The following is a 23,088-nucleotide window of genomic DNA, read 5'->3' as shown; positions in this document are numbered from 1 at the left end:
TTGATCTCGGCGCAGGATCGACATCGTGAGATTCGGCCCGCGCGACCGTCGCACCCCTCAGCCCGAAGACCCCGGACCCGAGGAGGCCGGCCCCGAGCCCGCACCCCGTCCAGGCCCCTACCCCGAAGACGTCCACGTGGCGGGCAAGCGGATCGCCCCGGAGCCCGCCCCGGACCCGGCCCCGGAGGAGCCGGCGGAGCCGCCGTCCGACTGGGTCCCCGTCCAGCCGCCGCCGGAACCCGCGAACGAGCCCTGGACCCCCCACGCGCCGGCGGTGCCGCCCCCGGCCCCGCCGCCCGCCGAGACACCGGCGCCCCATGACGACCCGCTGTGGACACCGCGCGACACGCCTCCCGGTTTCGGCCTGGGTGAGACCTCGCCGGGCGAGTCCTGGACGCCCCAGGAGCCCGGGCCCGCCCCCACGGGGCGGCACGCGCGAAGTGACGACGAGCCGTTCCTGCCGGGGAAGGGGCTCTCCGCCGAGCCGCCCTCGGTGACCGCGCCGGACATCCCCGTCCAGCAGTGGGAACCGCCGCAGCGGCCCGGGCCCATGGCCGACCCCGAGCGGCGCAGGGCCCTGGCGGACGCGTTCGTGGCGGAGTTCGCGGGCAGCCCCACGTGGCGGGCGACGCTGGCCGTGCTGGAGAGCGCGTTCCCCGGCCTCGGGATGGCGTCGACGCTCTCCCGCCGCACCGACGAGCTGTGGCAGACCATGGACGCCCTCGACCGGACGGCCGCGGCCAAGCTCGGTGTTCCGGCGTGGTTGGACGACGCCGGCATCGTGCTCGACCTCAGCGCCCGCCTGGGCGTGCGGGCGGTGTGGCCCCCGGCGCCCGGGCTGACGCGCCCGCCGCGCGCCTCCAGGCCGTACGCGGGGGCGTTCGTGATCGACACGCTGGACCCGCTGCGCTACCACCGCGCGGTCGGCGGCCCGCGGGCGCCGCGCGACCTGCCGGGGGAGGGCGCGCTGCCGTCCCCGTCCCCGTCCGAGGACGACGACAGCGGCGTTGTGATCGTCGCGAACCTGACGTCGGCGGGCGTGCGCGTGCTCGACTCGGTGGCGCTCTGGCGCTACGCGGGGCGGGTCGTCACGGGCACGGTGCGCGAGGCGGGCCGCCCCGAGACGCGGATCCGGGCGCGGCGCGCGCTGCGGGCCCTGCGGCGCGTGGTCGTCGTCGACCCGGACCTCGGGCTGGGGCTGTGCCTCCAGATCGACGCGGCGCGGGTCCCGCGGTGCCTGCTGGCGTTCAGGGTGGACCGGACGGACGGGGCGCCCCGGTTCGTCCGCCCCTGATCACTCGTCCGAACGCAGCCAGGTGAGGTCGCGCTGCCGGTCGGCGGGCAGCTCGCGGATGTGCTCGACGAGCCGCCACGGCTCGGTCGGCGGCTCGCCCTCGTCCGGCAGCACGCCGCAGAGCACCGCGCTCTGCGTGCTGACCACGGCGAACGACCCGAACCGCGCGACGCCGCCGCCGCGCAGCGAGGCCAGCTCGGTGAGCAGCACCGTCACCGCGGCGCCGTCCTTCGGGTCGAACAGGCCGCGCACGTAGGAGAACAGGTCCTCGGCCAGGACGTCGGGACGCCGCCCGGACATCCGGTAGACGGTGCCCCAGTAGGTGCCGGTGGCCTGCGCCGACCGCTGGTCGCGCACCCGGATGCGCAGCCCGCACTCGGCGGCGCACTGCTCGTAGGCCTCCGCGAGCAGCGCCTCGCTCTCGCCCTCCTCGCTCAGCAGCACCCCGGTGACCACGCCCTCTTCCCGGTCGAGCCGGTCGAGCATCTCGCGGTGCAGCTCCTGGACGTCCTGCTCCACCGCGTCGAGCGTCCGCGCCAGCGCGCGGTGCGAGTCGCGGTCGAGGTCGACGCCCGCCAGCTCGTCGGACAGGTCGCCGAACTGCTTCTCCAGCCGCTCCACCCGCCCGTTGACGGACTCCAGCCGTTCCTCGATGTCGGAGGGCGCCTCGGCCTGCGGCGGCGGGATCGGAATGCCGACCGGCTCGGTCGCCTCGTCGACCACCCGTTTGAGCACGTCGTGGTCCCGCGCGAGCTCGGTCAGCTGTTTCCGCAGGTTCCGCAATTCCGCCTGGGCTTGCGGCAACCGCTTGTCGGACGCCAGGTAGAGCTCGCGCCCGGCGATCGCGAGGCAGAGCAGAACCAGGATCACGGTGGTCATGTGACTCCTCGGGAAGCAGGCTGCGCGCTCACGACGATAACCACCCCCGGCCGGATTGGCCGAGTGCGCAGCGGATCCCGTCCGAAACGCCCCTTTTTCCTTTACCCCACCGTCCCCCCGGCTACCCCCCAAGATCACCCGAACAACGCCCAGAACCAAAATCCCGGCCGCCCCCTAGCAAAAGCCGCCACCCCACCTTTCCTCACGCGTACCCACGGGCCGCCAGCGGCGGGAAGCCATCCAAGAAGCCCGGTCGCGCCCCCGCCGGAGGCCACCCCCGCCCACGCCCCGACACCCCCTCACCCCCAACCCGCCCGACCGTCCCCGAACGCGGGACCCGGCACGGCGAGCGACGGCCGGGTGATGCAGCCGCGTCCACCGCGTCGGCCGGGCCTGCTCCGCCGGGTCCGCCGAGCCGACCGGGGTCGGCCGAGTTCGCTGCGCCCGCCTGGTCTGCCGGGGTCCGCCGCGCACGACCTGGCGCTGCCTCACGCTCAAGCAGGCCGGCGGTCGCCGCACGCGGGGCCCGGTATGGCGAGCGGCGGCCGGGTCATGCCGCCGGGTCCGCCGGGTCCGCTGGGTCCATCGGGTCCGCCGGGTTGGGCGGGGGTCAGCCGAGTTGCTCGGCCAAGGCGACGATGATTCCTTCGGGGCCGCGGAGGTAGCAGAGCCGGTAACTGTCCTCGAACCGTGCCACTTCGCCGAGGAGTTCGGCGCCGTGGGTGCGCAGCCGGGCGATGGTGTCGTCGATGTCGTCGACGGCGAACATGACACGGTGCAGGCCCAGCGTGTTGGGCGGCGGGTTCTGCGCCCCGCCGCCGACCGGCGCGGGGGCGTGGTACTTCGTCAGTTCCAGCTTGCCGTGGCCGTCCGGGATCCGCATCATCGCGATCTCGCTGCGGAGCCCGTCGAGCCCGACGGTGCGGTCCGCCCAAAGGCCTTCGATCGGCGCCTTGACCTCCACTTCCATGCCGAGTTCCACGAAGAACGCGATGGCGGCCTCCAGGTCATCGACGACGATGCCGACGTTGTCCATCCGCTGAATCGCCATAGTGGTTCTCCTTCACCGTCGCGCGGCCAATCCTGGCCGCTGGTGTACCTGGGACGGAGCCGACACCACATTCTCGACACCCGGACCATGGCGAGTTTTGGAGACCCGCCCCTGGCCCCCATCACGCGGGACCAGCCCACACCGCCGCGTCGGAATTGCTCGCGGTCAGCCGAAGAGGCCGCCTAGGAGGCCGCCTAGGATCTCGGCGGCGCCGCCGGCCAGTTCGCCTGCCACGTCGCCCGCGATGTCTCCGGCCACGCCGCCGGCCGCGTCCGCGATCATGTTGCCGGCGACGTTGCCCGCGTACCCGGCGAGGGCGTTGCCGAAGGCGTCCACGGGGGCGCCGGCGACGTAGCCCGCGACGTTCTGCGCGTAGCCGGCCGCGTCCACGGCGCCGAAGGCCATGCCGCCGGCGATCCCGGCCGCGGCGGCGCCGCCGACCAGGCCGGCCGCGGCGGCGCCGTGACCGAGGTGGCGATGCCCGTGGTAGCCGGGCGGAGCGTGATGGACGTGCACCGGCGGCGGCTGCCCGTGGGCCGGGTACGGCGCGGGCCCGGGCGGCGCGGGCGGCGGCGGCCCGCCGTGCGCCGGCGGCGGGTACGGCGCGGGCCCCGGCGGTGCCGGAGGCGGCGCCCCATGGGACGGCGTCCCGTGGGAAGGCATTCCGTGCGGCGGCGCCCCCTGTGACGGCATTCCGTGTGGTGGCGCGGGAGGCGGCGGCGCCCCGTGCGGCGGTGCCCCGTGTGCCGGTGCGCCGTGCGGCGGAGCTCCGGGGGGCGGTGCGCCATGGGGGACCGGAGGTGCGGCGTGGGATGGCATTCCGTGGCCGGGCATTGGGGAATGCGCGGGCGGGGGGAAGCCGTGTCCGGGTGCCGGGGGCATGGCAGACGGGCTCGGTGCGTAACCGGAACCGGCCATCGGTGCCGGTTGCTGCCCGGGCGCCGGTGCCGGAGGCGGGAACTGGGCGTTGCCGTGCGATCCGTATTCGCCTGGCCCGCCGTAGGACGCCGCGGGCTGTGCCGGGGACGGCGGGGGCGGCGGGAACGTCGAGGGGCCGCCGGGCGGCGGCAGCGGCGCCTGCTGCATGGCGCCGCCCTGGGCCGACGAGCCTGGCCGGGACGACCGCGGCAGCGCGGCCGCGGCCTCCAGCCACTGGCTGATCTTGGCGTTCCAGTCGGTCTCGGCCGCCTCGCCGTGCGCCACCTGGAAGACCCCGAACGACTCGTCCTGCGGGGTGTCGCGGTCCTCGGCGCGCAGCACGAAGGCCATGGCGCGCGGGCTGGCGACGAAGCTCAGCCCGACCTTGTCGATCCGTCCCTGGAAGGACTGCGGCGGGTTGAGGTGGATCTCCTGGTGGAACGGCAGCTGCTGGGAGACGCCCCGCAGCTTGGACGACTCGAACGTCACGTTCGTGATCTGGAAGCCGAGCCGGGCGATCGAGGCGAGCACCCACTGCTGGGACTCCAGCGGCTCCACCGAGATCGGGTCGATGTCGCCGGGGTCGGGCTGCCCCGCGACGTCGATCTCGGTGCACATCCCGATGGTGAAGCCGGGAAGCTCGTGGCCGAGGACGGTCGTGAACGGCAGCTCGTACGGCAGCGGGATGGAGAACGCCAGGTCGCGCTGCCCGCCCGCGTCCAGCCGGAACCCCCTGGTGAGGGCGCCCCGGTAGACCTCGGGCCCCGCCGTCTCGCCCCCGTGGTGCTGCATGCGCGGCATCAGCGCCAGCGTCACCTGCCGGATCTCCGCGGGTCCGGCCCCGCCGCGCAGATGCACCTTGCCCGCCACGACCCCGCCGGGCTTGCAGTTCGGCTCAGCCAGGATCGTGTCGACGGACGGCCCGCCGCCCGCCATCTGCCCGTAGGACACCGGCCGTTCCCCTCTCCCGCCCGCGAGGCGACATGCCCCGCGCACACCGCACGCGCGGCCCGGACCGCGCGCACAGCACCTTAGACACCCTCAACCATGCCACCGGTTCACCCGCTCCGGCGCCAACCCGGATTTTCCCGTCCCAACCGCCCATCGGCCCCGAGCGGTGCGCCCGGCGTCTCCGGTGAGGTCGCCGCGCACGTCCTCGCCCTTCGCGGCCCCGGCCCGGGCGCGCAGGGGCAGGCACCCAGCGCGGCCGTCGTGGCCGCCCTCACCACGTGCCGGGCGAGCAGAAAGCCTGGGGTGCCTACGACCTCCAGTACCTCTCCGTCGCCGACGTCCGGTTCCTCCTGGACGACTACGCCGCCAGGAACCTCCATCACCGGCTCCACCGGCCATCTCGGCAAAGTCGTCCTCGACCGCTACCTCACCGCCCGCGCCGACACCCCATCGGCGCGCGCGTGGGGTCAGTCCTCCTTGGGGGTGACGGTCACAGTGGCGTAGCCGAGCTTCTCCAGGGGTTCGCGGATCTGGGCGGCGTCGCCTACGGCGATGACTGTGAGGGCCTCGGGGTCGATGTGCTTGCGGTAGGCGCGGGCCACCCCGTCGGGGGTGGAGGCGCGCACCGCGGCCAGGTAGGCGCTCGGGTAGTCGGCGCCCAGGCCGTTGGCGGACACGTCGGCCAGCTCGGCGGCCACGGCGCGGGCCGTCTCGTACTCGGCCGGGGCGCGGTCGGCGAGGGCGCGGACGGACGAGCCGTGCTCCTCGGCGTCGATGCCGCGGGACACGACGCCGCGCAGCTCCGTCAGCGCGTCGGCGACGGCGTCGGCGGTGACCTCGGTGTGGACGGCGCCCTGGGCGATGAACAGGCCGCAGTGCCGCATCCGGAGCAGGCCGGCGCGCATGCCGTAGGTGTAGCCCTTCTCCTCGCGCAGGACCGCGTTGAGGCGGGACGTGAGCCCGCCGCCGAGGACGTGCGAGGCGACCATCAGGGACGGCCAGTCGTGGTGGGAGCGGTCGGGGACGCCGTGCCCGAAGCTGAGGTAGGTCTGCACGGAGCCGGGCCGGTCGACGACGACGATCCGGGCCGCGGACTCGGGCATGATCCGGTCGGCGGTCGGGAGCGGCCCGCCCGTCCCCGCCCAGCCCTCCAGGGCGGCGGTGAGGGCGCCTTCGGCGTCGGTGCCGGACAGGTCGCCGGCGACGACCGCGGTCGCCTCCGCGGGGACCACGGAACCGTAGAAGTCGCGGACGTGCGAGCCCTGCAGCGCGCCTACCGACTCGCGGCCGCCGCCCGTCGGGCGGGAGGCCCTGGCCTGCGCCGGGAAGATGACCGAGCGCAGTTCGCGCATGGCGCGGGTGCCGGGGTCGGCGTCGTCCTGGGCGATCTCTTCCAGGCGCTCGCGGACGAGGCGGCGCACGTCGGCGTCGTCGAGCGCCGGGCGCCGCACCACCGAGGAGAACAGCTCCAGGGCATCGCCGAGGCGGGAGGTCGGGACGTCGAGGGCGACGCGGAGCGCGGTCAGGTCGGCGTGCGCGTAGAGGCTGGCGCCGAGCCGCTCGAACGCGGCGGTCAGCGCGGTGCCGCCGCCGGGCTCGGTGCCCTCCAGCAGGGCGCGGGAGGCCAGCGTGGCGACGCCGTCCAGGCCGGCCGGCTCGCGGCCCGCTCCCGCGTGCAGGACGAGGCGGACCGCGGCGAGCCGGCGGCCGGGCAGGTCGCAGCGGAGCGTGGCCGGGCCGGCCGGGACGCGGCCCGCCGTGCCGGCCGGGAACGTCCAGGCCGGGACGGGCCCGGGGACGGGACGGGGCTGCAGTGCAAGGCCGCTGCTCACGAGGTGCCTCCGTAGGTCAGGGCGGTGCGGGCGCCCGGGGCCAGCCAGCGGCCGGCCATCTCCTTGATCGCGTCTCCGGTGACCGCGGCGGCGCGGCCGGGGGCGGTGAAGACCCGGGCCGGGTCGCCGAACTGCGTCGCGTTCTGCGACAGCGCGTTGGCGAGGCCCGTCACCGTCTCGGTCTGCTCCAGGAAGCCGCGCTCGGCCTGGGCGGTGGCGCGGGCGGTCTCGTCGTCGTCGGGGCCCTGCGCGGCGAAGCGTTCGAGCTCCTCGTCCAGCACGGCGGCGATCTTCTCGGGCTCGGGGCCGACGGCGTCCACGATCGCCAGGGACGGGCCGGACGCGAGCCGCGTGACCCCGGCCCACACCTCGGTGGCGATCTGGTCGCGCCGCACCATCCGGTCGTAGAGGCGGGAGCCGGAGCCGCCGCCGAGGATCTCGACCGCGAGCTCGGCGGCCTCGATGTCGTCGCCGCCGTCGGTGGGCAGCGTGAACATCGCGAAGTAGGCGGGGGAGGGGACCTCCTCGTCGAGCGACTCGCCGCGGACGCCGCTCAGCGGCCCGAGCTCGCCGGGGCGCGCGGCGGGCCTGGCCGGACCGGCCGGGATGCCGCCGAAGTAGCGCTCGACGGCCTCCAGGGTCTTCGCGGGGTCGACGTCGCCCACGACGGACAGGACGGCGTTGCCCGGCGCGTACCAGGTGGCGAAGAAGTCGGTGCAGTCGTCGAGGGTGGTGGCGTCCAGGTCCTCCATGGAGCCGATCGGGGTGTGCGCGTAGGGGTGGCTCTCCGGGAACGTCAGCGCGCACAGCCGCTCGAAGGCCGTTCCGTAGGGCTGGTTGTCGTAGCGCTGGCGCCGCTCGTTCTTCACCACGTCGCGCTGGTTGTCGAGGTTGGCCTGGGTCAGCGCGGCGGGGAGCGTGCCCATGCGGTCGGCCTCCAGCCAGAGCGCGAGCTCCAGGTGGCTGACCGGCACCGTCTCGTAGTAGTTCGTGCGCTCGAAGGACGTGCTGGCGTTGAACGCGGCGCCGGCGCTCTCCAGCAGTGCGGCGTGCTCGCCCTCGGCCACGTTCGCCGAGCCCTGGAACATCAGGTGCTCGAAGAGGTGGGCGAGCCCGGTGCGGCCGGCCCGCTCGTGCCGCGAGCCCACCCCGTACCAGATGTTCACGGCGGCCAGAGGTACGACGTGGTCTTCGCAGACCACCACGCGCAGGCCATTGCCGAGCGTGTGCTCATGCAGCGGCTGTTCTGCCACGGAGGGCTCCCGTCCGTTCGATGGGCCGGACAGCACCGCGCGTCGGGGGGACCCCAGGCGGCGGGCTTGATCTCGGTCTCACCGTACCGGGTGCGCCCGACGCGGGGCGCGCCGACGGAAACTGTGGACAACCGTGCGGAGCTTCAGGAGGACGCGGCGGCCTCGTGGGCCGCGATGGCGTCCTCCAGGGAGCGGTGCAGGACGAAGATCTTGGTGAGCTGGGTGACGTGGAAGACCCGCCGCACCCGGTCGTTGACGCCCATGAACGACATCGAGCCGTCCCGCGCGCGGAGCCGGTGGTAGATGCCGACGAGCACACCGAGCCCCGTGGAGTCCAGGAAGGTCACCTCGCCGAGGTCGATGACCAGGTGCGCGCCGCCGTTGTCGATGATGTCGAGCAGGGCCTCGCGCAGCCGGGGGCTGGTGAAGACGTCGATCTCACCGCTGATCTTCACGACCGTGAGGCCCTTCTCGACGCGATGCTCGACGGCGAAGTCCACCGGTGCTCCTCTCTGTCCCGCGTCTTGTCAAGCCCTAGAGAAGTTCTAGGCCCTCGCAGGGGGAACTCAATTGTTACCCCGGTCGCGCGCCGTTACGCCCGCCGATCCGGTCGCGCTCGTCAAGGGGACCGGAAGAGGGCCCAAACGACCTTCCCATGGGGGAGGGCCCGCCACCCCCACCGGACGCTGAACGACTCGACGAGATGCAGGCCGCGGCCGGTCTCGGCGATGTAGTCGGGTTCCTTGCGGCGGGGGGCCGACCGGCTCGCGTCCATGATCCCGCAGAGCAGCCACGGCGCCTCGTGCCCGAGCCGCAGCCGGATGGCGGACGGCGCGGAGCCGAGCGGGTCGGCCGGGTCGTCGTACACGCCCTCGCGGTGCACGTCGTCGCCCGGCCACCCGCCGGCCGTCCCGCCGCTGTGCCGCAGCGCGTTCGTGACGAGTTCGGAGACGACGAGGCCGACGTCGTCGGAGAGCTCGGACAGGCTCCACTCGGCCAGCCTGGAGATGGCGAAGTGCCGGGCCTCGGTGACCGATTCCGGATCAGGCTGCACGGTGAACGAGACCGTGGACCCCCGCAGTTCCGTCAGCGCCGTGACGGCCTTGTCCAGGCGGGGCGGCAGGTCGAAGGACTCCGGGACCTCCGTCGAGCGCCCAGCGTGGGCCTGTGGGTCGTCCGGCCCCGCGAGAGGGCCGAGCTCCCACCGCGTGTCGTCGTGCGCGTGGCGTGACGTCATTCCACCGGACCCCGCAGAGTGATCTCGTTGTGCAGCCGTGGCTCGGAAGTCTCGTGCGTTATCCTGCGCATCGTAGCGTGCGAATGCAAGGCCCAATGCACGTGCATCCGCGTTGTGAGGGTGCGGGGCGACGCGGATGCGCGCGGAAGATCGGAGGTAACCGCAGGACGCTGAGGCCAGTGGCACACTAGGTTCGCTGTCCGCCGAATAGCCGGGAGGTTGGGCGTGACTCCAGAGACGCCGGGAAGCGGGTCGACGGTCCGTCGGATCCTGCTCGGGTCGCAGCTTCGCCGTCTGCGCGAGCAGAAGGGGCGTGACCCGTCAGGACGCCGGCTACGTCATCCGTGCGTCGGAGTCGAAGATCAGCCGCCTCGAGCTCGGCAGGGTCAGCTTCAAAGAGCGAGACGTGGACGACCTGCTCACGTTGTACGGCGTCAGCGACAAGACGGAACGCGAGGCGCTGCTACAGCTTGCGCGGGAGGCCAACACCCCCGGTTGGTGGCACCGGTACAACGACGTGTTGCCCGGCTGGTTCCAGACCTATGTGGGCCTGGAGGAGTCGGCGGCGCTGATCCGCACGTATGAACTGCAGTTCGTCCCGGGACTGCTGCAGTCGGAGGGGTACGCGCGTGCGGTGATCCGCCTGGGCAACGCCGGGGCCGCCGAACACGAGATCGACCAGCGAGTGGAACTGCGCCTGCAACGTCAGGAGCGCCTCACGGGCCCGGACGCGCCGCGCCTGTGGGCCGTGGTGGACGAGGGGGCGCTGCGGCGCCCCATCGGCGGACCTGAGGTGATGCGGGGCCAGTTCGAGCACCTCATCGAGATGTCGAAACTGCCCAACGTCACCATCCAGATCATGCCGTTCAGGTTCGGAGGCCACGCGGCCGAGGGGGGCGCCTTCACGATCCTGCGCTTTCCCGAGCAGGATCTGCCGGACGTGGTTTACGTCGAGAACCTCACCGGCGCGATGTACCTGGACAAGCGCGACGATGTCGACACCTATCTCCAGGCGATGGAACGCCTGTGTGTCGACAGTGCGACCCCGGAGCGCACCGTCGAGCTTCTCGGTGATCTTCTCAGAGAGACATGATGCTCCAGACCGATTACGACAACGGGATGCCGGCCGCCGAGCTCCTCGGAGCGCGATGGCTCAAGTCCCGGCGAAGCAACTCCCAGGGGAACTGTGTGGAAATCGCCGAACTGCCCGGTGGGCAGGTCGCGATGCGCAACTCCCGCCATCCCGAGGGCCCGGCCCTCATCTACACCCGCCCCGAGATAGAAGCGTTGATCCTTGGTGCCAAGGACGGCGACTTCGACCATCTCATCGCCTCCCACAACTGAACCGAGAGTGGCCGGGTCGGCACCGGCGCAGCCGACCGTCGACCCGACCGCCCGCACGCTACAGAGGCCACCCAGGCGCGAGGGTGGCCTTGTTCATCTCCGAGGCGAGGGGACCCTGCGGGCCTGAACGTCAGCCGCAGTTGCCGTAGGGAGCGGTACGGCCGTTCCCACCGAAGCGGACGCAGGTCCCGGGCGCCTTCACGTACACCGGTCCCGCGTACCAGGCGAAGGAGCCGCTGTCGGCGATGACGCCGCCGCCCTTCTTCTGGATCCAGGCGGACACCGGCGACTTGGTGCCGACGTGCGTCGACTTGATGGTGACGGCGCAGTTGTAGGTGGACGAGTTGCTGTACAGCAGGTAGGCGACGCCGCCGGACACGCTCATGGAGCGCAGCACGTAGTACCCGCTTCCCTTGCCGCCGCTGTTGCACGCGGCCTGCGGGGTGTACTTGTTCGGCGGCTCCTTGGTGGGCGTCGAGCCGCCACCGCCGGTGCCCCTCGTGGGGGTCGCGCCACCGGGCTGCCTCGGCGAACCCGGTTTCGTGGACGCGTTCGGGTTCGCAGGGTCGCCGCTCTGGCCGGGCTTCGGCTGCCCGGGTTTCGTCTTCGTCGGTCTCTGGGCGTCACCACCGGCACCGTTCGCGGACCCGGAGTCGCCCTGTGCGCCCTGGTTCCGGTCGGACGCCGATACGGACTGCCCCTTGTCGCCGTCGGGCCTTGTCGTGGCCCATGCGGCGCCGCCCGCGATGACCGCCGCGACCGCCACCGCCGCGGCGATCGGCACGAGGAGCCGTCCGCGCCCCCTGCCGTTCGACCCGGGGCCGCCGGGCGGGCCGGGCGGAACCGGCGGCGGCGTTCCGGGAGCGCCGTGGCCGTTCGGCGGCGGTGTCGCCTCGCCGAAGGGATGCGGCTGCGGAGCCGTCCTGTGCCGGACACCGGAGGGGTCCGTGACGTGGTCGGGCGGCAGCAGCGCACCGGCCATGACGGACGGGGCGGCGTGCGGGTCCGTCGAGTTGGGCGGCGCGGACGCGTACTGCGGGCTGGGGATCTCGGCGGGAAGCCCGGGGAAGGCCGGCAGCGGCGGCACGGCGGACCCGGCCGAGGACGTGCCGCTGGCCGCGCCGACCAGCCGCTCCTGGGCCTCGCGGGCGGTCGGCCGCTGCGCGGGCTCCTTGGCCAGGCACGCGAGGACGAGTTCGCGCATCGGGCTCGGCAGGTCGCCCAGATCCGGCTCGCCGGTGAGGATCCGGTGCATGACCGTGGCCATCTCGTCGTTGCCGAACGCGGGACGTCCCGTGGCGGCGAACGCCATCGTCGTTCCCCAGGCGAACATGTCGGCCGCGGGGCCCACCTCGCCGCCGGTGAAGTGCTCAGGGGCCATGTAGGCGGGAGTGCCGACGTTCTGCGTCTCGCCCGCGGCGCCCAGCGCGCGCGCCACGCCGAAGTCGATGACGCGGGGCCCGTCCGGGCCCATCATGACGTTGTGCGGCTTGAAGTCGCGGTGCACGATGCCGGCCTGGTGGATCGCCGTGAGCGCGGTCAGGGTGCTCACCGCGAGCCGCTCCAGGGCGCCGCCCGTCCGCGGGCCCTCCGTCCGCACGACGTGGTGCAGCGACAGGCCGGGCACGTACTCGCTGACGATGTAGGGCTGGTCGCCCGCGACGTCGGCGTCCAGGACCTGCGCGGTGCAGAAGCGCGCGACGCGCTTGGCGACCTCCAGCTCGCGGACGAAGCGCGCGCGGGCGGACTCGTCCCCGGCGAGCCCGCCGTGCAGCAGCTTGATCGCGACGTGGTCGGCGGCGCGGGGCGCGCCCTCCCCGCCCCGCGGACGCCCCAGGAAGACCGCGCCCTGCCCGCCCTCGCCGAGGCGGCCCACGATCTCGTATCCGCCCAGCTCGACCGGGTCTCCCGACCGCAGTGGATGGGCATCCGGCATCGTCCTGTCCGTCACACCACTCGCTCCCCGTTGTCACACCGCGCCCCAGGACCGTTCCGCAAGACTAGGGCCCAACGATGGTATGCGGTCGGCAAAGCGGATGATCTAGCGCCGGTGGCCGCGACCGTATAATTGGACTATAGTCCGGTTGTATCCACGGGGGAGGAGGCGATGATGGACCGTCGCCCGGCCGGTGCGAGGCGCGTCGACCTGGAACTGATGCGGACGCCGCCGCCCAAGGAGCGCGCCGACGCCGCGCGCAACCGCGCGAAGGTGCTGGACGCCGCCGCGGCGCTCTTCGCCCGGCACGGTGTCGAGGCGGTCTCGATGGACGCCGTCGCCGCCGAGGCGGGCGTCGGCAAGGGCACGCTCTTCCGCAGATTCGGCGACAAGGCGGGCCTCGCCGTGGCGCTCCTGAACGAACGCGAGCGCGAGCTCCAGGACGCGATCCTGTCCGGTCCCGCTCCTCTGGGGCCGGGTGAGGGCGGCACGGCCGTAGCGCCGTCCGAGCGTCTGCACGCCTTCGCCGACGCCTACCTGGACTACGCGCTCGACCATCTGGCGCTGGTGCGCATGTCCGAGACCGCTTCGCCGGGGGCCAGGTACCGGATCGGCGCCTACGGCTTCTGGCACCGCCACCTGACGATCCTGCTCGACCAGTGCGGTGACGCCGTCCCGGACGGCGAGGCCGCCGCGCACGCGCTGCTGGCCGTCCTCGGCGCGGAGCACCTGACCGCGATGGTGGAGAGCGTGGGGACGGAGCGCACCCGCGCCACCGTCCACAAGTTCTTCGACATGGCCCGCACCTAGCGGTCGGGCCGGAGAAAGCCGGCCCGGAGAACGCGAAGGCCCCCGCGGGTGCGGGGGCCTTCTCATGCCGGACCGGAGGTGCGGCCGGGCGTTCGGGTGTGTCAGGCCGGGTCGGGCGTCCGCCGGCGGCGGGAGTCCACCCGGCCTTCCGCCTTGCCCGGTGGGCCCTCCGGGGCGTGGTTGCGTTCGAGTTGCGCTGCGACCGCGAGGGCGCGCAGAGACGTCGTCTTCACGTGTTTGCGTTCACCGGTGGAACGGGTGCGGGGAATGCTGCTCGGCACGGTTCACCTCCATGGGTCGTGGACATGGGTGCTACCCGGCTGGCGGGATCTCGCACGGTAGTTGCAACCGCAAGATCCTTCCGGCTATTCCGAGTGATCGTTCCGTTTAGCGGTGTCCGGATGCGGCCCCGGCACACCGGACTCGTGTCACCTACCTAGGTTGTATTACTAACTAGATTGCCATACGGTTTAGCTCACAGTACAAACCAGTCAGGGGAGACGACCTTGGAGATCCCGTCCGCCGCGGCTCGGCACGGCCGCCCGCCCGCCCGCTCCGGAGGGTGACCGGCGTGCCCGCCGATCGCCGCGCGAGCTGGCTCAAGGGCGTCCTCGACCTGCTGGTCCTCGCGAGCCTCACCGGCGGCGAGAGCTACGGCTACGAGATCGCCAAGACGCTCGCCGGCGCGGGCCTCGGGCAGATCAAGGGCGGCACTCTGTACCCGGTCCTCAACCGCCTGGAAGAGGCCGGGCTGGTGTCCGCGGAGTTCCGCGCCGCCGACCGCGGCCCCGGCCGCCGCTACTACCACCTCACAGACGAAGGCCGCGCGACGCTCGCCGAGCAGAGCGGCCTGTGGCTCGAGTTCGACGAGTCCGTGCGGAAGATGCTCACCCAGGGAGCCGGCCGATGAACAACCCCTACTTCGACGAACTGGCGGAACGGCTGCGCGCCCGCGGCCTCCCCGAGGATGAGGTCTCCCGCACCGTCGACGACCTCGCCGCGTTCGTGGCCGAGGCCGGCACCGACCCGGTGCAGGAGTTCGGCACGCCCGAAGAGTTCGCCCCCCAGGTCGCCCCGGACGAGGCGCCGGTCGACGTCCGCGGCGGCCCCGTCCCGCCGGACGAGGGCGAAACGTGGAAGTGGAGGGCCGACGCCTTCCATGAGCGTGAGGTCCTCAACCGCTACGGCGACGAGGGCTGGGAGGTGGAAAGGGTCGACAGCACGGGCCGCTTCGTGAGCCACCGCGCCCCGGACGACCCGCAGCGCTGGGAGTACCACCGCGAGACCGTTCTGCCGGGGCGCCGCAAGGCCGTCGTCGACCGTCTCGCGCCTGACGGCTGGGAGCCCTGCGGCACCTGGATCTGCTTCGAGTACTTCAAGCGGCCCAAGGCGGCCATTCTCGGCCCGGAGGCGGAACTCCGCGAGGTCCCGGTGACGCCGTCCGGCCGCAACTTCTGGAGCAGGCGCTTCTATGTCTTCATCGCCTGCTACGGCGCCTTCCTGGCCGCCGTCTGCGTCGCCTGGATCGTCCTCGCCCCGGACGACTCGCACACCGGCTTCCTCACCGGCTTCCTCGTCGGCGCACTGATCGTCATGGCCCTGGTCGCGGCCCGCGTCTGGCTCGACCGCCGCCGTCGCGCCTCCTGAGGAAGGCCCGCGACGGGGTGCACGCGCCCCGGTGGGCGAAACTTTCCTCCCTTTTCACGAAGCGCATCATCCGTCACTTTGTTCTCCCGAGGCGGCCATCCGAACCGCTCAACTGGGTAGGTATCCCAGGATTCGGCTCGCCCGCGGGTCGCCCCCGCCATGAGCGGCTCAGCGTGGAGTCCAGGAGACCGCCGGGCGCGGCCGGACGCGCCCCGAGCCTCTCCTGGGAGACACACGTGATCAGAAAGCTGCTCGTCGCCAATCGTGGCGAGATCGCCGTCCGCGCCTTCCGCGCGGCCTACGAACTCGGCATCGCCAGCGTCGCCGTGTACGCGCACGAGGACCGCCTGTCCCTGCACCGGCAGAAGGCGGACGAGGCGTACGAGATCGGGGAGCACGGGCACCCCGTCCGCGCCTACCTGGACGTGGACGGGATCGTGGAGACGGCGCTGCGGGTGGGCGCCGACGCCGTCTACCCCGGCTACGGGTTCCTGTCGGAGAGCCCCGAGCTCGCGGCGGCCTGCGAGCGCAACGGGATCAAGTTCGTCGGCCCGCCGTCCCGGGTGCTGAGCCTGGCGGGCAACAAGATCGAGGCGGTCGCGGCGGCGCGGCGCGCGGGCCTGCCGGTGCTGCGCTCGGCGACGCCCGAGCCGGGCCGGGAGCTGGAGGCGGCCGACGAGGTCGGGTTCCCCCTGTTCGTGAAGGCCGCGGCGGGCGGCGGCGGGCGCGGGCTGCGCCGCGTCGACCACCGCGAGGAGCTGGAGGCCGCCGTGGACACGGCGCGCCGCGAGGCCGAGAGCGCGTTCGGCGACCCCACGGTGTTCCTGGAGCAGGCGGTGGACCGGCCCCGCCACATCGAGGTGCAGGTCCTCGCGGACGGCGCCGGGCACATCGTCCACCTGCGCGAGCGCGACTGCTCGGTGCAGCGCCGCCACCAGAAGGTCGTCGAGATCGCGCCCGCGCCCAGGCTGGACCCAGAGGTGACGCAGCGGCTCTGCGAGGACGCCGTGAAGTTCGCCCAAGAGATCGGCTACGAGAACGCGGGAACGGTCGAGTTCCTCGTGGACGCCCGCGGCGAGCACGTCTTCATCGAGATGAACCCCCGCATCCAGGTGGAGCACACCGTCACCGAGGAGGTCACGGGCGTCGACCTGGTGCAGAGCCAGCTGCGCATCGCGGGCGGCGAGACGCTCGCCGACCTCGGCATCGCGCAGGACGAGGTCAGCGTGAGCGGGTTCGCCGTGCAGTGCCGCATCACCACCGAGGACCCGGCGAACGGCTTCCGCCCCGACACCGGCAAGATCTCGGCGTACCGGTCGCCGGGCGGCGCCGGGGTGCGGCTCGACACCGGGACGGCCTACGGCGGCGCGATCGTGTCCCCGCACTTCGACTCGCTGCTGGTGAAGCTGACGTGCCGCGGCCGGACGTTCGAGGACGCGGTGCGCCGGGCGCGCCGGGCCGTCGCCGAGTTCCGCATCCGGGGCGTCGCGTCCAACATCCCGTTCCTCCAGGCGCTGCTGGACGAGCCCGACTTCCGCGCGGGCGGCGTCACCACGTCCTACATCGCCGACCACCCCGAGCTGCTCACGGCCCGCTCCAGCGGCGACCGCGCGACGCGGCTCGTCCGGTACCTGGCGGACGTCACGGTCAACAGGCCGCACGGCGACGCGCCCACCGACCTCGACCCGGCGACGAAGCTGCCGCCGCCGGACCTCGACGGCCCGTTCCCGGAGGGTTCGCGCGACCGGCTGCTGGCGCTCGGCGCGCGCGCGTTCGCCGAGCAACTCCGCAACCAGAACGCCCTGGCCGTCACCGACACGACGTTCCGCGACGCGCACCAGTCGCTGCTCGCCACGCGAGTACGCACCTATGACCTGCTGGCGGCCGCGCCCTACCTGGCCCGGATGACGCCGCAGCTCCTCTCCATCGAGGCATGGGGCGGGGCCACGTACGACGTCGCGCTCCGGTTCTTGGGCGAGTCGCCCTGGGACAGGCTGGCCGCGATCCGCGAGGCCGCGCCCAACCTGTGCATCCAGATGCTCCTGCGCGGCCGCAACACGGTCGGCTACACGCCGTACCCCGACTCGGTGGCTCGGGCCTTCGTCAAGGAGGCGGCCAGTACGGGAGTCGACATCTTCCGCGTGTTCGACGCCCTGAACGACGTCGAGCGTATGCGCCCGGCCATCGACGCCGCCCTCCAGACCCACGCGCTTGTGGAGGGCACCCTCTGCTACACCGGCGACCTGTCCTCCCCGGACGAGCGGCTCTACACACTCGACTACTACCTGCGCCTGGCGGAGGAACTCGTCCAGGCGGGGGTCCACATCCTCTGCATCAAGGACATGGCCGGCCTGCTCCGGGCGCCCGCCGCGCGCACGCTCGTCAAGGCGCTCCGCGAGCGGTTCGACCTGCCGGTCCACCTGCACACCCACGACACCGCCGGCGGGCAGATCGGCACCTACATCGCCGCCATCGAAGCGGGCGTCGACGCCGTGGACGGCGCCGCCGCGCCGCTGTCGGGCACCACGAGCCAGCCGCCGCTCCAGGCGATCGTGGCCGCGACCGACTTCACCGAGCACGCCACCGGGATCGACCTGGACGCGCTGACCGTCATGGAGCCGTACTGGGAGGCCGTCCGGAAGCTCTACGCGCCGTTCGAGATGGGGCTGCCGTCGCCGACCGGGCGCGTCTACCGGCACGAGATCCCGGGCGGGCAGCTGTCCAACCTGCGGCAGCAGGCCGTCGCCCTCGGCCTCGGCGACCGCTTCGAGGAGATCGAGCGCCTCTACGCGGCCGCGGACGCCATCCTCGGACGGCTCGTGAAGGTCACCCCGTCCAGCAAGGTCGTGGGCGACCTGGCCCTGCACCTCGTCGCGGCGGGCGCCGACCCGGACGACTTCGCCGAGAACCCGGACCGCTACGACATCCCCGACAGCGTCATCGGGTTCCTGAACGGCGAACTGGGCGACCCGCCCGGCGGCTGGCCCGAGCCCTTCCGCACCAAGGCCCTCGCAGGACGCCAGTACACGCCCGCACGGGCCGAGCTGGACGGCGCCGAAGAGAAGGCACTGGCGGGCCCAGAGGTCCGCGACACGCTCGACCGCCTGCTCTTCCCCGGCCCGGCGAAGGACTACCGCGAAGCCCGCGCCGCCTACGGCGACCTCTCGGTCCTGCCGACCGGCCCGTTCCTCTACGGGCTCCGCGCGGGGCACGAGGTGGCGTTCGACCTCGAACCCGGCGTCCGCGTCCTGGCCGGCCTGGAGGCCGTCGGCGACGTCGACGAGGCGGGCGTCCGGCAGGTCATCTGCACGGTGAACGGCCAGCTCCGGACGCTCTCCGTCCGCGACAAGTCCGTCAAGTCGGACGCGCCGCCGGTCGAGCGCGCCGACCCCGGCGAGCCCGGCCACGTCGCCGCCCCGTTCGACGGCTCGGTGACGCTGCGGGTGGCCAAGGGGGACGAGGTCGCCGCGGGAGACGTGGTCGCCACGATCGAGGCCATGAAGATGGAGGCCGCGATCACCGCCCCGGTCGCGGGCACGGTCGCCCGCCTGGCCGTCCCGGAGGCGACGCCCGTCCAGGCCGGCGACCTCCTCCTGGTCATCCAGGACGGCGCCTAAGGCTCCGCTCGCCCCGGGCGGGTCGCGTAGGCGCCCAGGGACGGTTCCAGCAGGTCGAAGGCGGTCCTCGCGGACTCCGCGAGGGCCGCCTCGATCTCTTCGTGGGTCTCGCCCGCGACGCTGCGGCGCAGGACCTCCTGGAACAGCACGCGGTGGACGCCGATGAACTGCGCGGCGGCGAGGCGCGGGAGGACGTCGTCCGGGGCCGCGCCGGTCTCCTCGGCGAGGACGGCGGCGAGGGCGTCCTCGCGCTCCTCGTGGAACTCGCGGAGCCGCGCCACCAGCGCCGGGCTCTCGGTGATCATGCGGGCGAAGTCGGGGCCGGAGAAGCCGATCACGGCGTCGTGCCGCTCGACGGCCGCCAGGAAGGCGCGGCGCAGCGCGGCCAGCGCCGACTCGCCGGGGGCCCGCTCGGCGACCGTGCGCGCGGGCAGGCCCACGAACACCTCGTGCAGGTCGAGGGCCAGGTCCTCCTTGCGGGGGAAGTAGTTGGTGACCGTCATCTTCGCCACCTGCGCCGCCGCCGCCACGTCGGCGATCGTCACCCGGTCGAAGCCGTGCCGCAGGAACAGCCGGGTCGCCTGGTTCGAGATGTTCTGGCGCGTCTGCTGCTTCTTCATCTCCCGCAGTCCCATGCGGCCATCCTTTCATAGTCCGACCTAAGTTCGTGCTAGATATATATTTAGGTCGTCTCTAAGTTTGGCCGACGGGCCGGACGGGTACCGAGACCGGGTGACCGTTCCCTCCCGGCCGCCGGACGTAAAGGACACAGCCCTGAACGCCAGCCACGCGCCGAGCGCATCCCCCCGCTCCACCGTGAACCTCGTCGACCCGATGAAGGACTACCTGTCCCGCATCGGGCGCACCGCGCTGCTCACCGCCGAGCAGGAGGTCGACCTGGCCAAGCGCATCGAGGCCGGCCTGTTCGCACGAGAGCGCCTCAGGACCCTGGGCGACGAGCTGAGCCTCCAGGACAAGCAGGACCTGGAGTGGATCGCCGCCGACGGGGCCCGCGCCAAGGAGCACATGGTCGAGGCGAACCTGCGCCTCGTCGTGTCGCTCGCCAAGCGCTACATGGGCCACGGCCTCCCGCTGAACGACCTCGTGCAGGAGGGCAACCTCGGGCTGATCCGCGCCGTGGAGAAGTTCGAGTACCGCCGTGGCCTGAAGTTCTCCACCTACGCCGTCTGGTGGATCAAGCAGGCGATCAGCCGCGCGCTGGCCGACCAGAGCCGCACCATCCGCATCCCCGTGCACGTCGTCGAGGTGCTCAACCGGATGACGCGGGTCCGGCGGCGGATGATGCAGGACCTCGGCCGCGAGCCGACCTCGCGCGAGCTGGCCGTCGAGCTGGACGTGACCCCCGAGAAGGTCGAGTGGCTGCGGCGCCAGGCCCGCGAGCCGCTGTCCCTGCACACCCCGCTCGGCGAGGACGGCGACGGCGAGCTCGCCGACGTCATCGAGGACCCCGAGGGCGGCGACCCCGCCGACGTCGTCGCGTCCTCGATGCTGCGCGGGCGGCTCGACGCCGTCCTGGAGACGCTCACCGAGCGCGAGGCCGGGGTCATCTCGCTGCGGTTCGGACTGTCGGGCGGCGAGCCCAAGACCCTGGAGGAGGTCGGCAAGGTCTACGGGGTGACGCGCGAGCGCATCCGGCAGATCGAGTCCAAGGGCATGCACAAGCTGCGCCACCCGTCCCGCCGCGAGACCCTCGCCGACCTGCTGAGCTGACCGCCGGCGCTCTCACGGAGGCGCCGGCTCCGCCGGAGGAGGGCCGCGGCCCTCCTCCGGCGTGCCCGCCCGCGGGCGTCAGGTCGCGGGTCCCGAGCCTCCGGCCAGCCGCCGGGCGAGTTCGTCGCGCTCCCGGGTCAGCTCGGCCACCTCGTGCTGGAGTTCGAAGATGCGCCGGATTGCGGGCAGCGTCATGCCCTCGCCCATCATCGACACGACCTCCTGGATGCGGCCGATCTCGTGGCGGCTGTAGCGGCGCTGGCCGCCGGCGGAGCGCCGGGGGGAGACGACCCTGTGGTCGTCGATGCGGCGCAGGAACGCCTGCTGCACGTCCAGCATCTGCGCGACCTGTCCCACCGTGAACAGCGCGGCGTGCTCGTCGTCGATCGGCAGGTTCATGGGGGGCCTCCTTGTCGCCGATGCCGTCCCGGCGGACGGCCGGGCAGGACGGACGGCCCCGGCCCGCGCGGCGCCTCGATGGCCGCGCGGACCGGGGCCGTCCGGATGCCGCGGGTCAGCTCCTGATCGCCTTCTGGCCGTCGCCGGACTGCTGGACGGCGACCTTGCGCGGCCGCGCCCGCTCCAGAACCGGGATGCGGACGGCGAGGACGCCGTTGTCGTACGCGGCCTCGATCGCCTCCGCGTCCAGGTGCTCCGACAGGTAGACCCGGCGCGTGAAGGAGCCCATGGTGCGCTCGCGGACGAAGACGCGCTCGTCCTCGCCGAACTCCTCCTCGCGGCGCGCGGTCACCGAGAGCACGCCGCGGTCGACCGTGACCTCGATGGAGCCGGGGTCGACCCCCGGCAGGTCGAAGCGCAGAACGACGTCGTCGGCGCGGCGGATGCCGTCCATCGGCATGCCGGCGCCGCCCTGGCCGGCGGCCTGGCGGACCGCCCGGTCGAACTGGCGCTCGAACTCCTGCACGAACGGGTCGATCGACGTCAGCAACATTGACCATCACCTCCGAAGACCCTCGGCGCCTGGCTGCGCGCCGATTACCTGTTCCTCGTACAAGAGGAAATCTGCAACTCCAGATATAGGTAACTTGGAAGCCGGTGTCAAGACGGTGGTCCGGCGACCGCCGCGCGCCTCCTTGCGCGGGCGGTCGGACGGGGGGCAGGAGGAGGTGGCGGGACCGACCCGTTTTGGTGGCTCTGGCCCTGGTTTCCACCGTCGGGATGAGAGAGTGGATGATCTAGAAGGGGCCCCTGCGGGGGCGCGGCGGCGCGGAGAGACGGGGACGATGGCCAGAGGGCTGGGACGGCTGGCGGGACGCGGCGTCGCACGGGGCGCGGCCGCGGGCGCGGCACTCGTCCTGATGTTGACGACGGCCCAGGTCGCGGCGACGGCGGCCGGACCGGACGCGGGCCCGGCGGCGGTCGTCGCGGCGCCGCCGTCCACCGTGCCGTTCGATCCCGCCAAGTTGCGGGCCACCCTGGACGCCACGCGCGACGCCGGCATGTACGGGCTGTTCTCCGAGGCCCGCGACGGCCGCACGGAGTGGAAGGGCGCGGCCGGCGTCGCGGACGTCCGCACGGAGCGCCCGGTCACTCCGGACATGCGGCACCGGGTCGGCAGCGTCACCAAGTCGTTCGTCGCCACCGCGATCCTCCAGCAGGTCGAGCGGGGCCGCGTCGACCTCGACGCCCCGATCGCCCGCTACCTGCCCGGCGTCGTCCCGGGGCGCCTCGGCGACCAGACCACGGTGCGGATGCTGCTCGGCCACACCAGCGGGATCGGCGACCACGTCCCCGCGGCGTTCCCCTCCCTGCGTGACCTGTCGCCCGACAGCCTGGACGACGGAAGGTTCCGCCGCGTCAGGCCCGCGCAGCTCATCGCATGGGGGCTGAAGGCGCCGCGCACGGGCGAGCCCGGCGAGCGCTGGTCGTACTCCAACACCAACTACGTCATCGCCGGGGAGCTCCTGGAGAAGGTGACCGGCGCCAAGGCGGAGGAGTACATCACCCGCAACGTCATCCGGAAGGCTGGGCTGAAGCACACCTACTTCCCGTCCACGCCCTGGATCGCGGGGCCGCACTCGCGGATGTACGAGTCGCTGTACCAGCATGTGACGCCGCCGCGCGACTACAGCACCTACGACATGAGCTGGGCCGGGACGGCGGGGGCGCTGGTCTCCACCATGGACGACCTCAACCGCTTCTACCGCCGGCTCCTCACCGGCGGCCTCATCGGGCCCGGCGCCCTGGCGCAGATGCGGCGGACCGTCCCGGTGAAGGACGCGGACGGCAACGTCCTGATGAACTACGGCCTCGGGCTCTACTCGCTCGACCTCCCGTGCGGGACGTTCTGGGGCCACGACGGCGCGGTCTTCGGCGCCGGGACCCAGTCGCTGACGTCCGCCGGCGGCGAGCGGCAGATCTCGGTCGCCATCAACCTCATGAAGTACCAGCAGCTCAGCGCCGGCGGCGCGCCTGTCCCGCACCCGATCGACAACGCGCTGGCCGCGCACGTGGTGGAGGCCCTGTGCGGCAGCCGCCCCGCGACCGCCGCGGCCGGGCCCGCGGCGGAGGTGCGGCTGCTGCCGCTCCAGGCCCTCCGCGCCGCCGGGTGAGGGCGGCCCCCGGGG

At 73.1% G+C, this 23,088-nt stretch carries 19 protein-coding genes and 2 pseudogenes; 9 read left to right on the top strand and 12 right to left on the bottom strand.

Going from position 1 to position 23,088, the window contains the following annotated elements:
* The first annotated feature begins 25 nt into the window (after window positions 1-25).
* Window positions 26-1,294: a hypothetical protein gene (locus tag K4S16_RS46510; RefSeq protein ID WP_160161005.1), complete on the top strand. Its 1,269-nt coding sequence runs from the start codon at window positions 26-28 to the stop codon at window positions 1,292-1,294.
* On the opposite strand, the gene K4S16_RS23440 is transcribed toward K4S16_RS46510, so the two are convergent.
* The 7 genes from K4S16_RS23440 to K4S16_RS23410 all read right to left on the bottom strand — a co-directional run bounded on the left by K4S16_RS23440 (window position 1,295) and on the right by K4S16_RS23410 (window position 9,415).
* Window positions 1,295-2,173 (bottom strand): hypothetical protein, encoded by an 879-nt coding sequence (locus K4S16_RS23440; protein ID WP_149261128.1) that lies wholly within the window; start codon window positions 2,171-2,173, stop codon window positions 1,295-1,297.
* A gap of 610 nt (window positions 2,174-2,783) precedes the next feature.
* Entirely contained in the window at window positions 2,784-3,209 is a 426-nt protein-coding gene (locus K4S16_RS23435; protein ID WP_200842068.1) for a VOC family protein, read from the bottom strand.
* Window positions 3,210-3,389: 180 nt separating this feature from the next.
* Complete coding sequence (locus tag K4S16_RS23430) at window positions 3,390-5,093, bottom strand: sporulation protein (RefSeq protein ID WP_149261126.1); 1,704 nt, start codon at window positions 5,091-5,093, stop codon at window positions 3,390-3,392.
* Between the two features lie 467 nt (window positions 5,094-5,560).
* Entirely contained in the window at window positions 5,561-6,925 is a 1,365-nt protein-coding gene (locus tag K4S16_RS23425) for a pitrilysin family protein (RefSeq protein WP_149261125.1), read from the bottom strand.
* Window positions 6,922-8,178 (bottom strand): pitrilysin family protein, encoded by a 1,257-nt coding sequence (locus K4S16_RS23420; RefSeq protein WP_149261124.1) that lies wholly within the window; start codon window positions 8,176-8,178, stop codon window positions 6,922-6,924. The genes K4S16_RS23425 and K4S16_RS23420 overlap by 4 nt, the downstream gene beginning before the upstream one ends.
* 143 nt (window positions 8,179-8,321) lie before the next feature.
* Window positions 8,322-8,678 (bottom strand): STAS domain-containing protein, encoded by a 357-nt coding sequence (locus tag K4S16_RS23415; RefSeq protein WP_149261123.1) that lies wholly within the window; start codon window positions 8,676-8,678, stop codon window positions 8,322-8,324.
* 119 nt (window positions 8,679-8,797) lie between these two features.
* Window positions 8,798-9,415 (bottom strand): ATP-binding protein, encoded by a 618-nt coding sequence (locus K4S16_RS23410; RefSeq protein ID WP_235037003.1) that lies wholly within the window; start codon window positions 9,413-9,415, stop codon window positions 8,798-8,800.
* A gap of 225 nt (window positions 9,416-9,640) precedes the next feature.
* On the opposite strand from K4S16_RS23410, the pseudogene K4S16_RS23405 reads away from it, so the two are divergent.
* Together K4S16_RS23405 and K4S16_RS23400 are read left to right on the top strand one after the other, a co-directional pair.
* Window positions 9,641-10,508: pseudogene (locus tag K4S16_RS23405) on the top strand (helix-turn-helix domain-containing protein).
* On the top strand, window positions 10,505-10,759 hold the full coding sequence (locus tag K4S16_RS23400) for a DUF397 domain-containing protein (RefSeq protein WP_375708342.1): 255 nt from the start codon (window positions 10,505-10,507) through the stop codon (window positions 10,757-10,759). The pseudogene K4S16_RS23405 and the gene K4S16_RS23400 overlap by 4 nt, the downstream one beginning before the upstream one ends.
* Before the next feature lie 130 nt (window positions 10,760-10,889).
* On the opposite strand, the gene K4S16_RS45150 is transcribed toward K4S16_RS23400, so the two are convergent.
* Window positions 10,890-12,710: a serine/threonine-protein kinase gene (locus K4S16_RS45150; protein ID WP_235037002.1), complete on the bottom strand. Its 1,821-nt coding sequence runs from the start codon at window positions 12,708-12,710 to the stop codon at window positions 10,890-10,892.
* A gap of 156 nt (window positions 12,711-12,866) precedes the next feature.
* Here K4S16_RS45150 and K4S16_RS23390 point away from each other — a divergent pair, with 156 nt between their 5' ends.
* Window positions 12,867-13,505: a TetR/AcrR family transcriptional regulator gene (locus K4S16_RS23390; RefSeq protein WP_235037001.1), complete on the top strand. Its 639-nt coding sequence runs from the start codon at window positions 12,867-12,869 to the stop codon at window positions 13,503-13,505.
* Window positions 13,506-13,606: 101 nt separating this feature from the next.
* On the opposite strand, the gene K4S16_RS46505 is transcribed toward K4S16_RS23390, so the two are convergent.
* Window positions 13,607-13,738 (bottom strand): hypothetical protein, encoded by a 132-nt coding sequence (locus K4S16_RS46505; protein ID WP_268843268.1) that lies wholly within the window; start codon window positions 13,736-13,738, stop codon window positions 13,607-13,609.
* A 338-nt stretch (window positions 13,739-14,076) separates the two neighbouring features.
* Between K4S16_RS46505 and K4S16_RS23385 the strand changes: the two genes are divergently transcribed.
* The 3 genes from K4S16_RS23385 (at window position 14,077) to K4S16_RS23375 (ending at window position 18,769) form a co-directional block, all read left to right on the top strand.
* A complete protein-coding gene (locus K4S16_RS23385; RefSeq protein ID WP_149261121.1) occupies window positions 14,077-14,415 on the top strand; it encodes a PadR family transcriptional regulator in 339 nt (112 codons plus the stop codon).
* Window positions 14,412-15,152, top strand: a complete 741-nt coding sequence (locus tag K4S16_RS23380; RefSeq protein ID WP_200842045.1) for a DUF2812 domain-containing protein — start codon at window positions 14,412-14,414, stop codon at window positions 15,150-15,152. Before K4S16_RS23385 ends, K4S16_RS23380 begins: the two co-directional genes overlap by 4 nt.
* Before the next feature lie 236 nt (window positions 15,153-15,388).
* The gene (locus K4S16_RS23375; RefSeq protein WP_149261120.1) at window positions 15,389-18,769 is read left to right on the top strand and encodes a pyruvate carboxylase; all 3,381 of its coding nucleotides are present in this window, start codon (window positions 15,389-15,391) and stop codon (window positions 18,767-18,769) included.
* On the opposite strand, the gene K4S16_RS23370 is transcribed toward K4S16_RS23375, so the two are convergent.
* Window positions 18,766-19,404 carry a TetR/AcrR family transcriptional regulator gene (locus K4S16_RS23370; RefSeq protein WP_149261119.1) on the bottom strand — a complete coding sequence of 213 codons (639 nt, stop codon included), beginning with the start codon at window positions 19,402-19,404 and terminating at the stop codon, window positions 18,766-18,768. The two genes, K4S16_RS23375 and K4S16_RS23370, sit on opposite strands and share 4 nt — an antisense overlap.
* Window positions 19,405-19,558: 154 nt before the next feature.
* On the opposite strand from K4S16_RS23370, the pseudogene K4S16_RS23365 reads away from it, so the two are divergent.
* Window positions 19,559-20,500, top strand: a pseudogene (locus K4S16_RS23365) (RNA polymerase sigma factor); the annotation flags it as partial.
* Between the two features lie 78 nt (window positions 20,501-20,578).
* On the opposite strand, the gene K4S16_RS23360 reads toward K4S16_RS23365, so the two are convergent.
* Together K4S16_RS23360 and K4S16_RS23355 are read right to left on the bottom strand one after the other, a co-directional pair.
* On the bottom strand, window positions 20,579-20,899 hold the full coding sequence (locus K4S16_RS23360; protein WP_149261118.1) for a MerR family transcriptional regulator: 321 nt from the start codon (window positions 20,897-20,899) through the stop codon (window positions 20,579-20,581).
* Between the two features lie 115 nt (window positions 20,900-21,014).
* Window positions 21,015-21,452 carry an Hsp20/alpha crystallin family protein gene (locus K4S16_RS23355; RefSeq protein ID WP_149261117.1) on the bottom strand — a complete coding sequence of 146 codons (438 nt, stop codon included), beginning with the start codon at window positions 21,450-21,452 and terminating at the stop codon, window positions 21,015-21,017.
* 292 nt (window positions 21,453-21,744) lie between these two features.
* On the opposite strand from K4S16_RS23355, the gene K4S16_RS23350 reads away from it, so the two are divergent.
* The gene (locus K4S16_RS23350; RefSeq protein WP_149261116.1) at window positions 21,745-23,073 is read left to right on the top strand and encodes a serine hydrolase; all 1,329 of its coding nucleotides are present in this window, start codon (window positions 21,745-21,747) and stop codon (window positions 23,071-23,073) included.
* The last annotated feature ends 15 nt before the right edge of the window (window positions 23,074-23,088 follow it).

This window comes from Actinomadura sp. K4S16, from assembly GCF_008327685.1.
In the GTDB taxonomy this organism is placed as follows: domain Bacteria; phylum Actinomycetota; class Actinomycetes; order Streptosporangiales; family Streptosporangiaceae; genus Spirillospora.
Note: the sequence above shows the minus strand (reverse complement) of the source record. Positions and strands in the feature narration are given on the sequence as shown.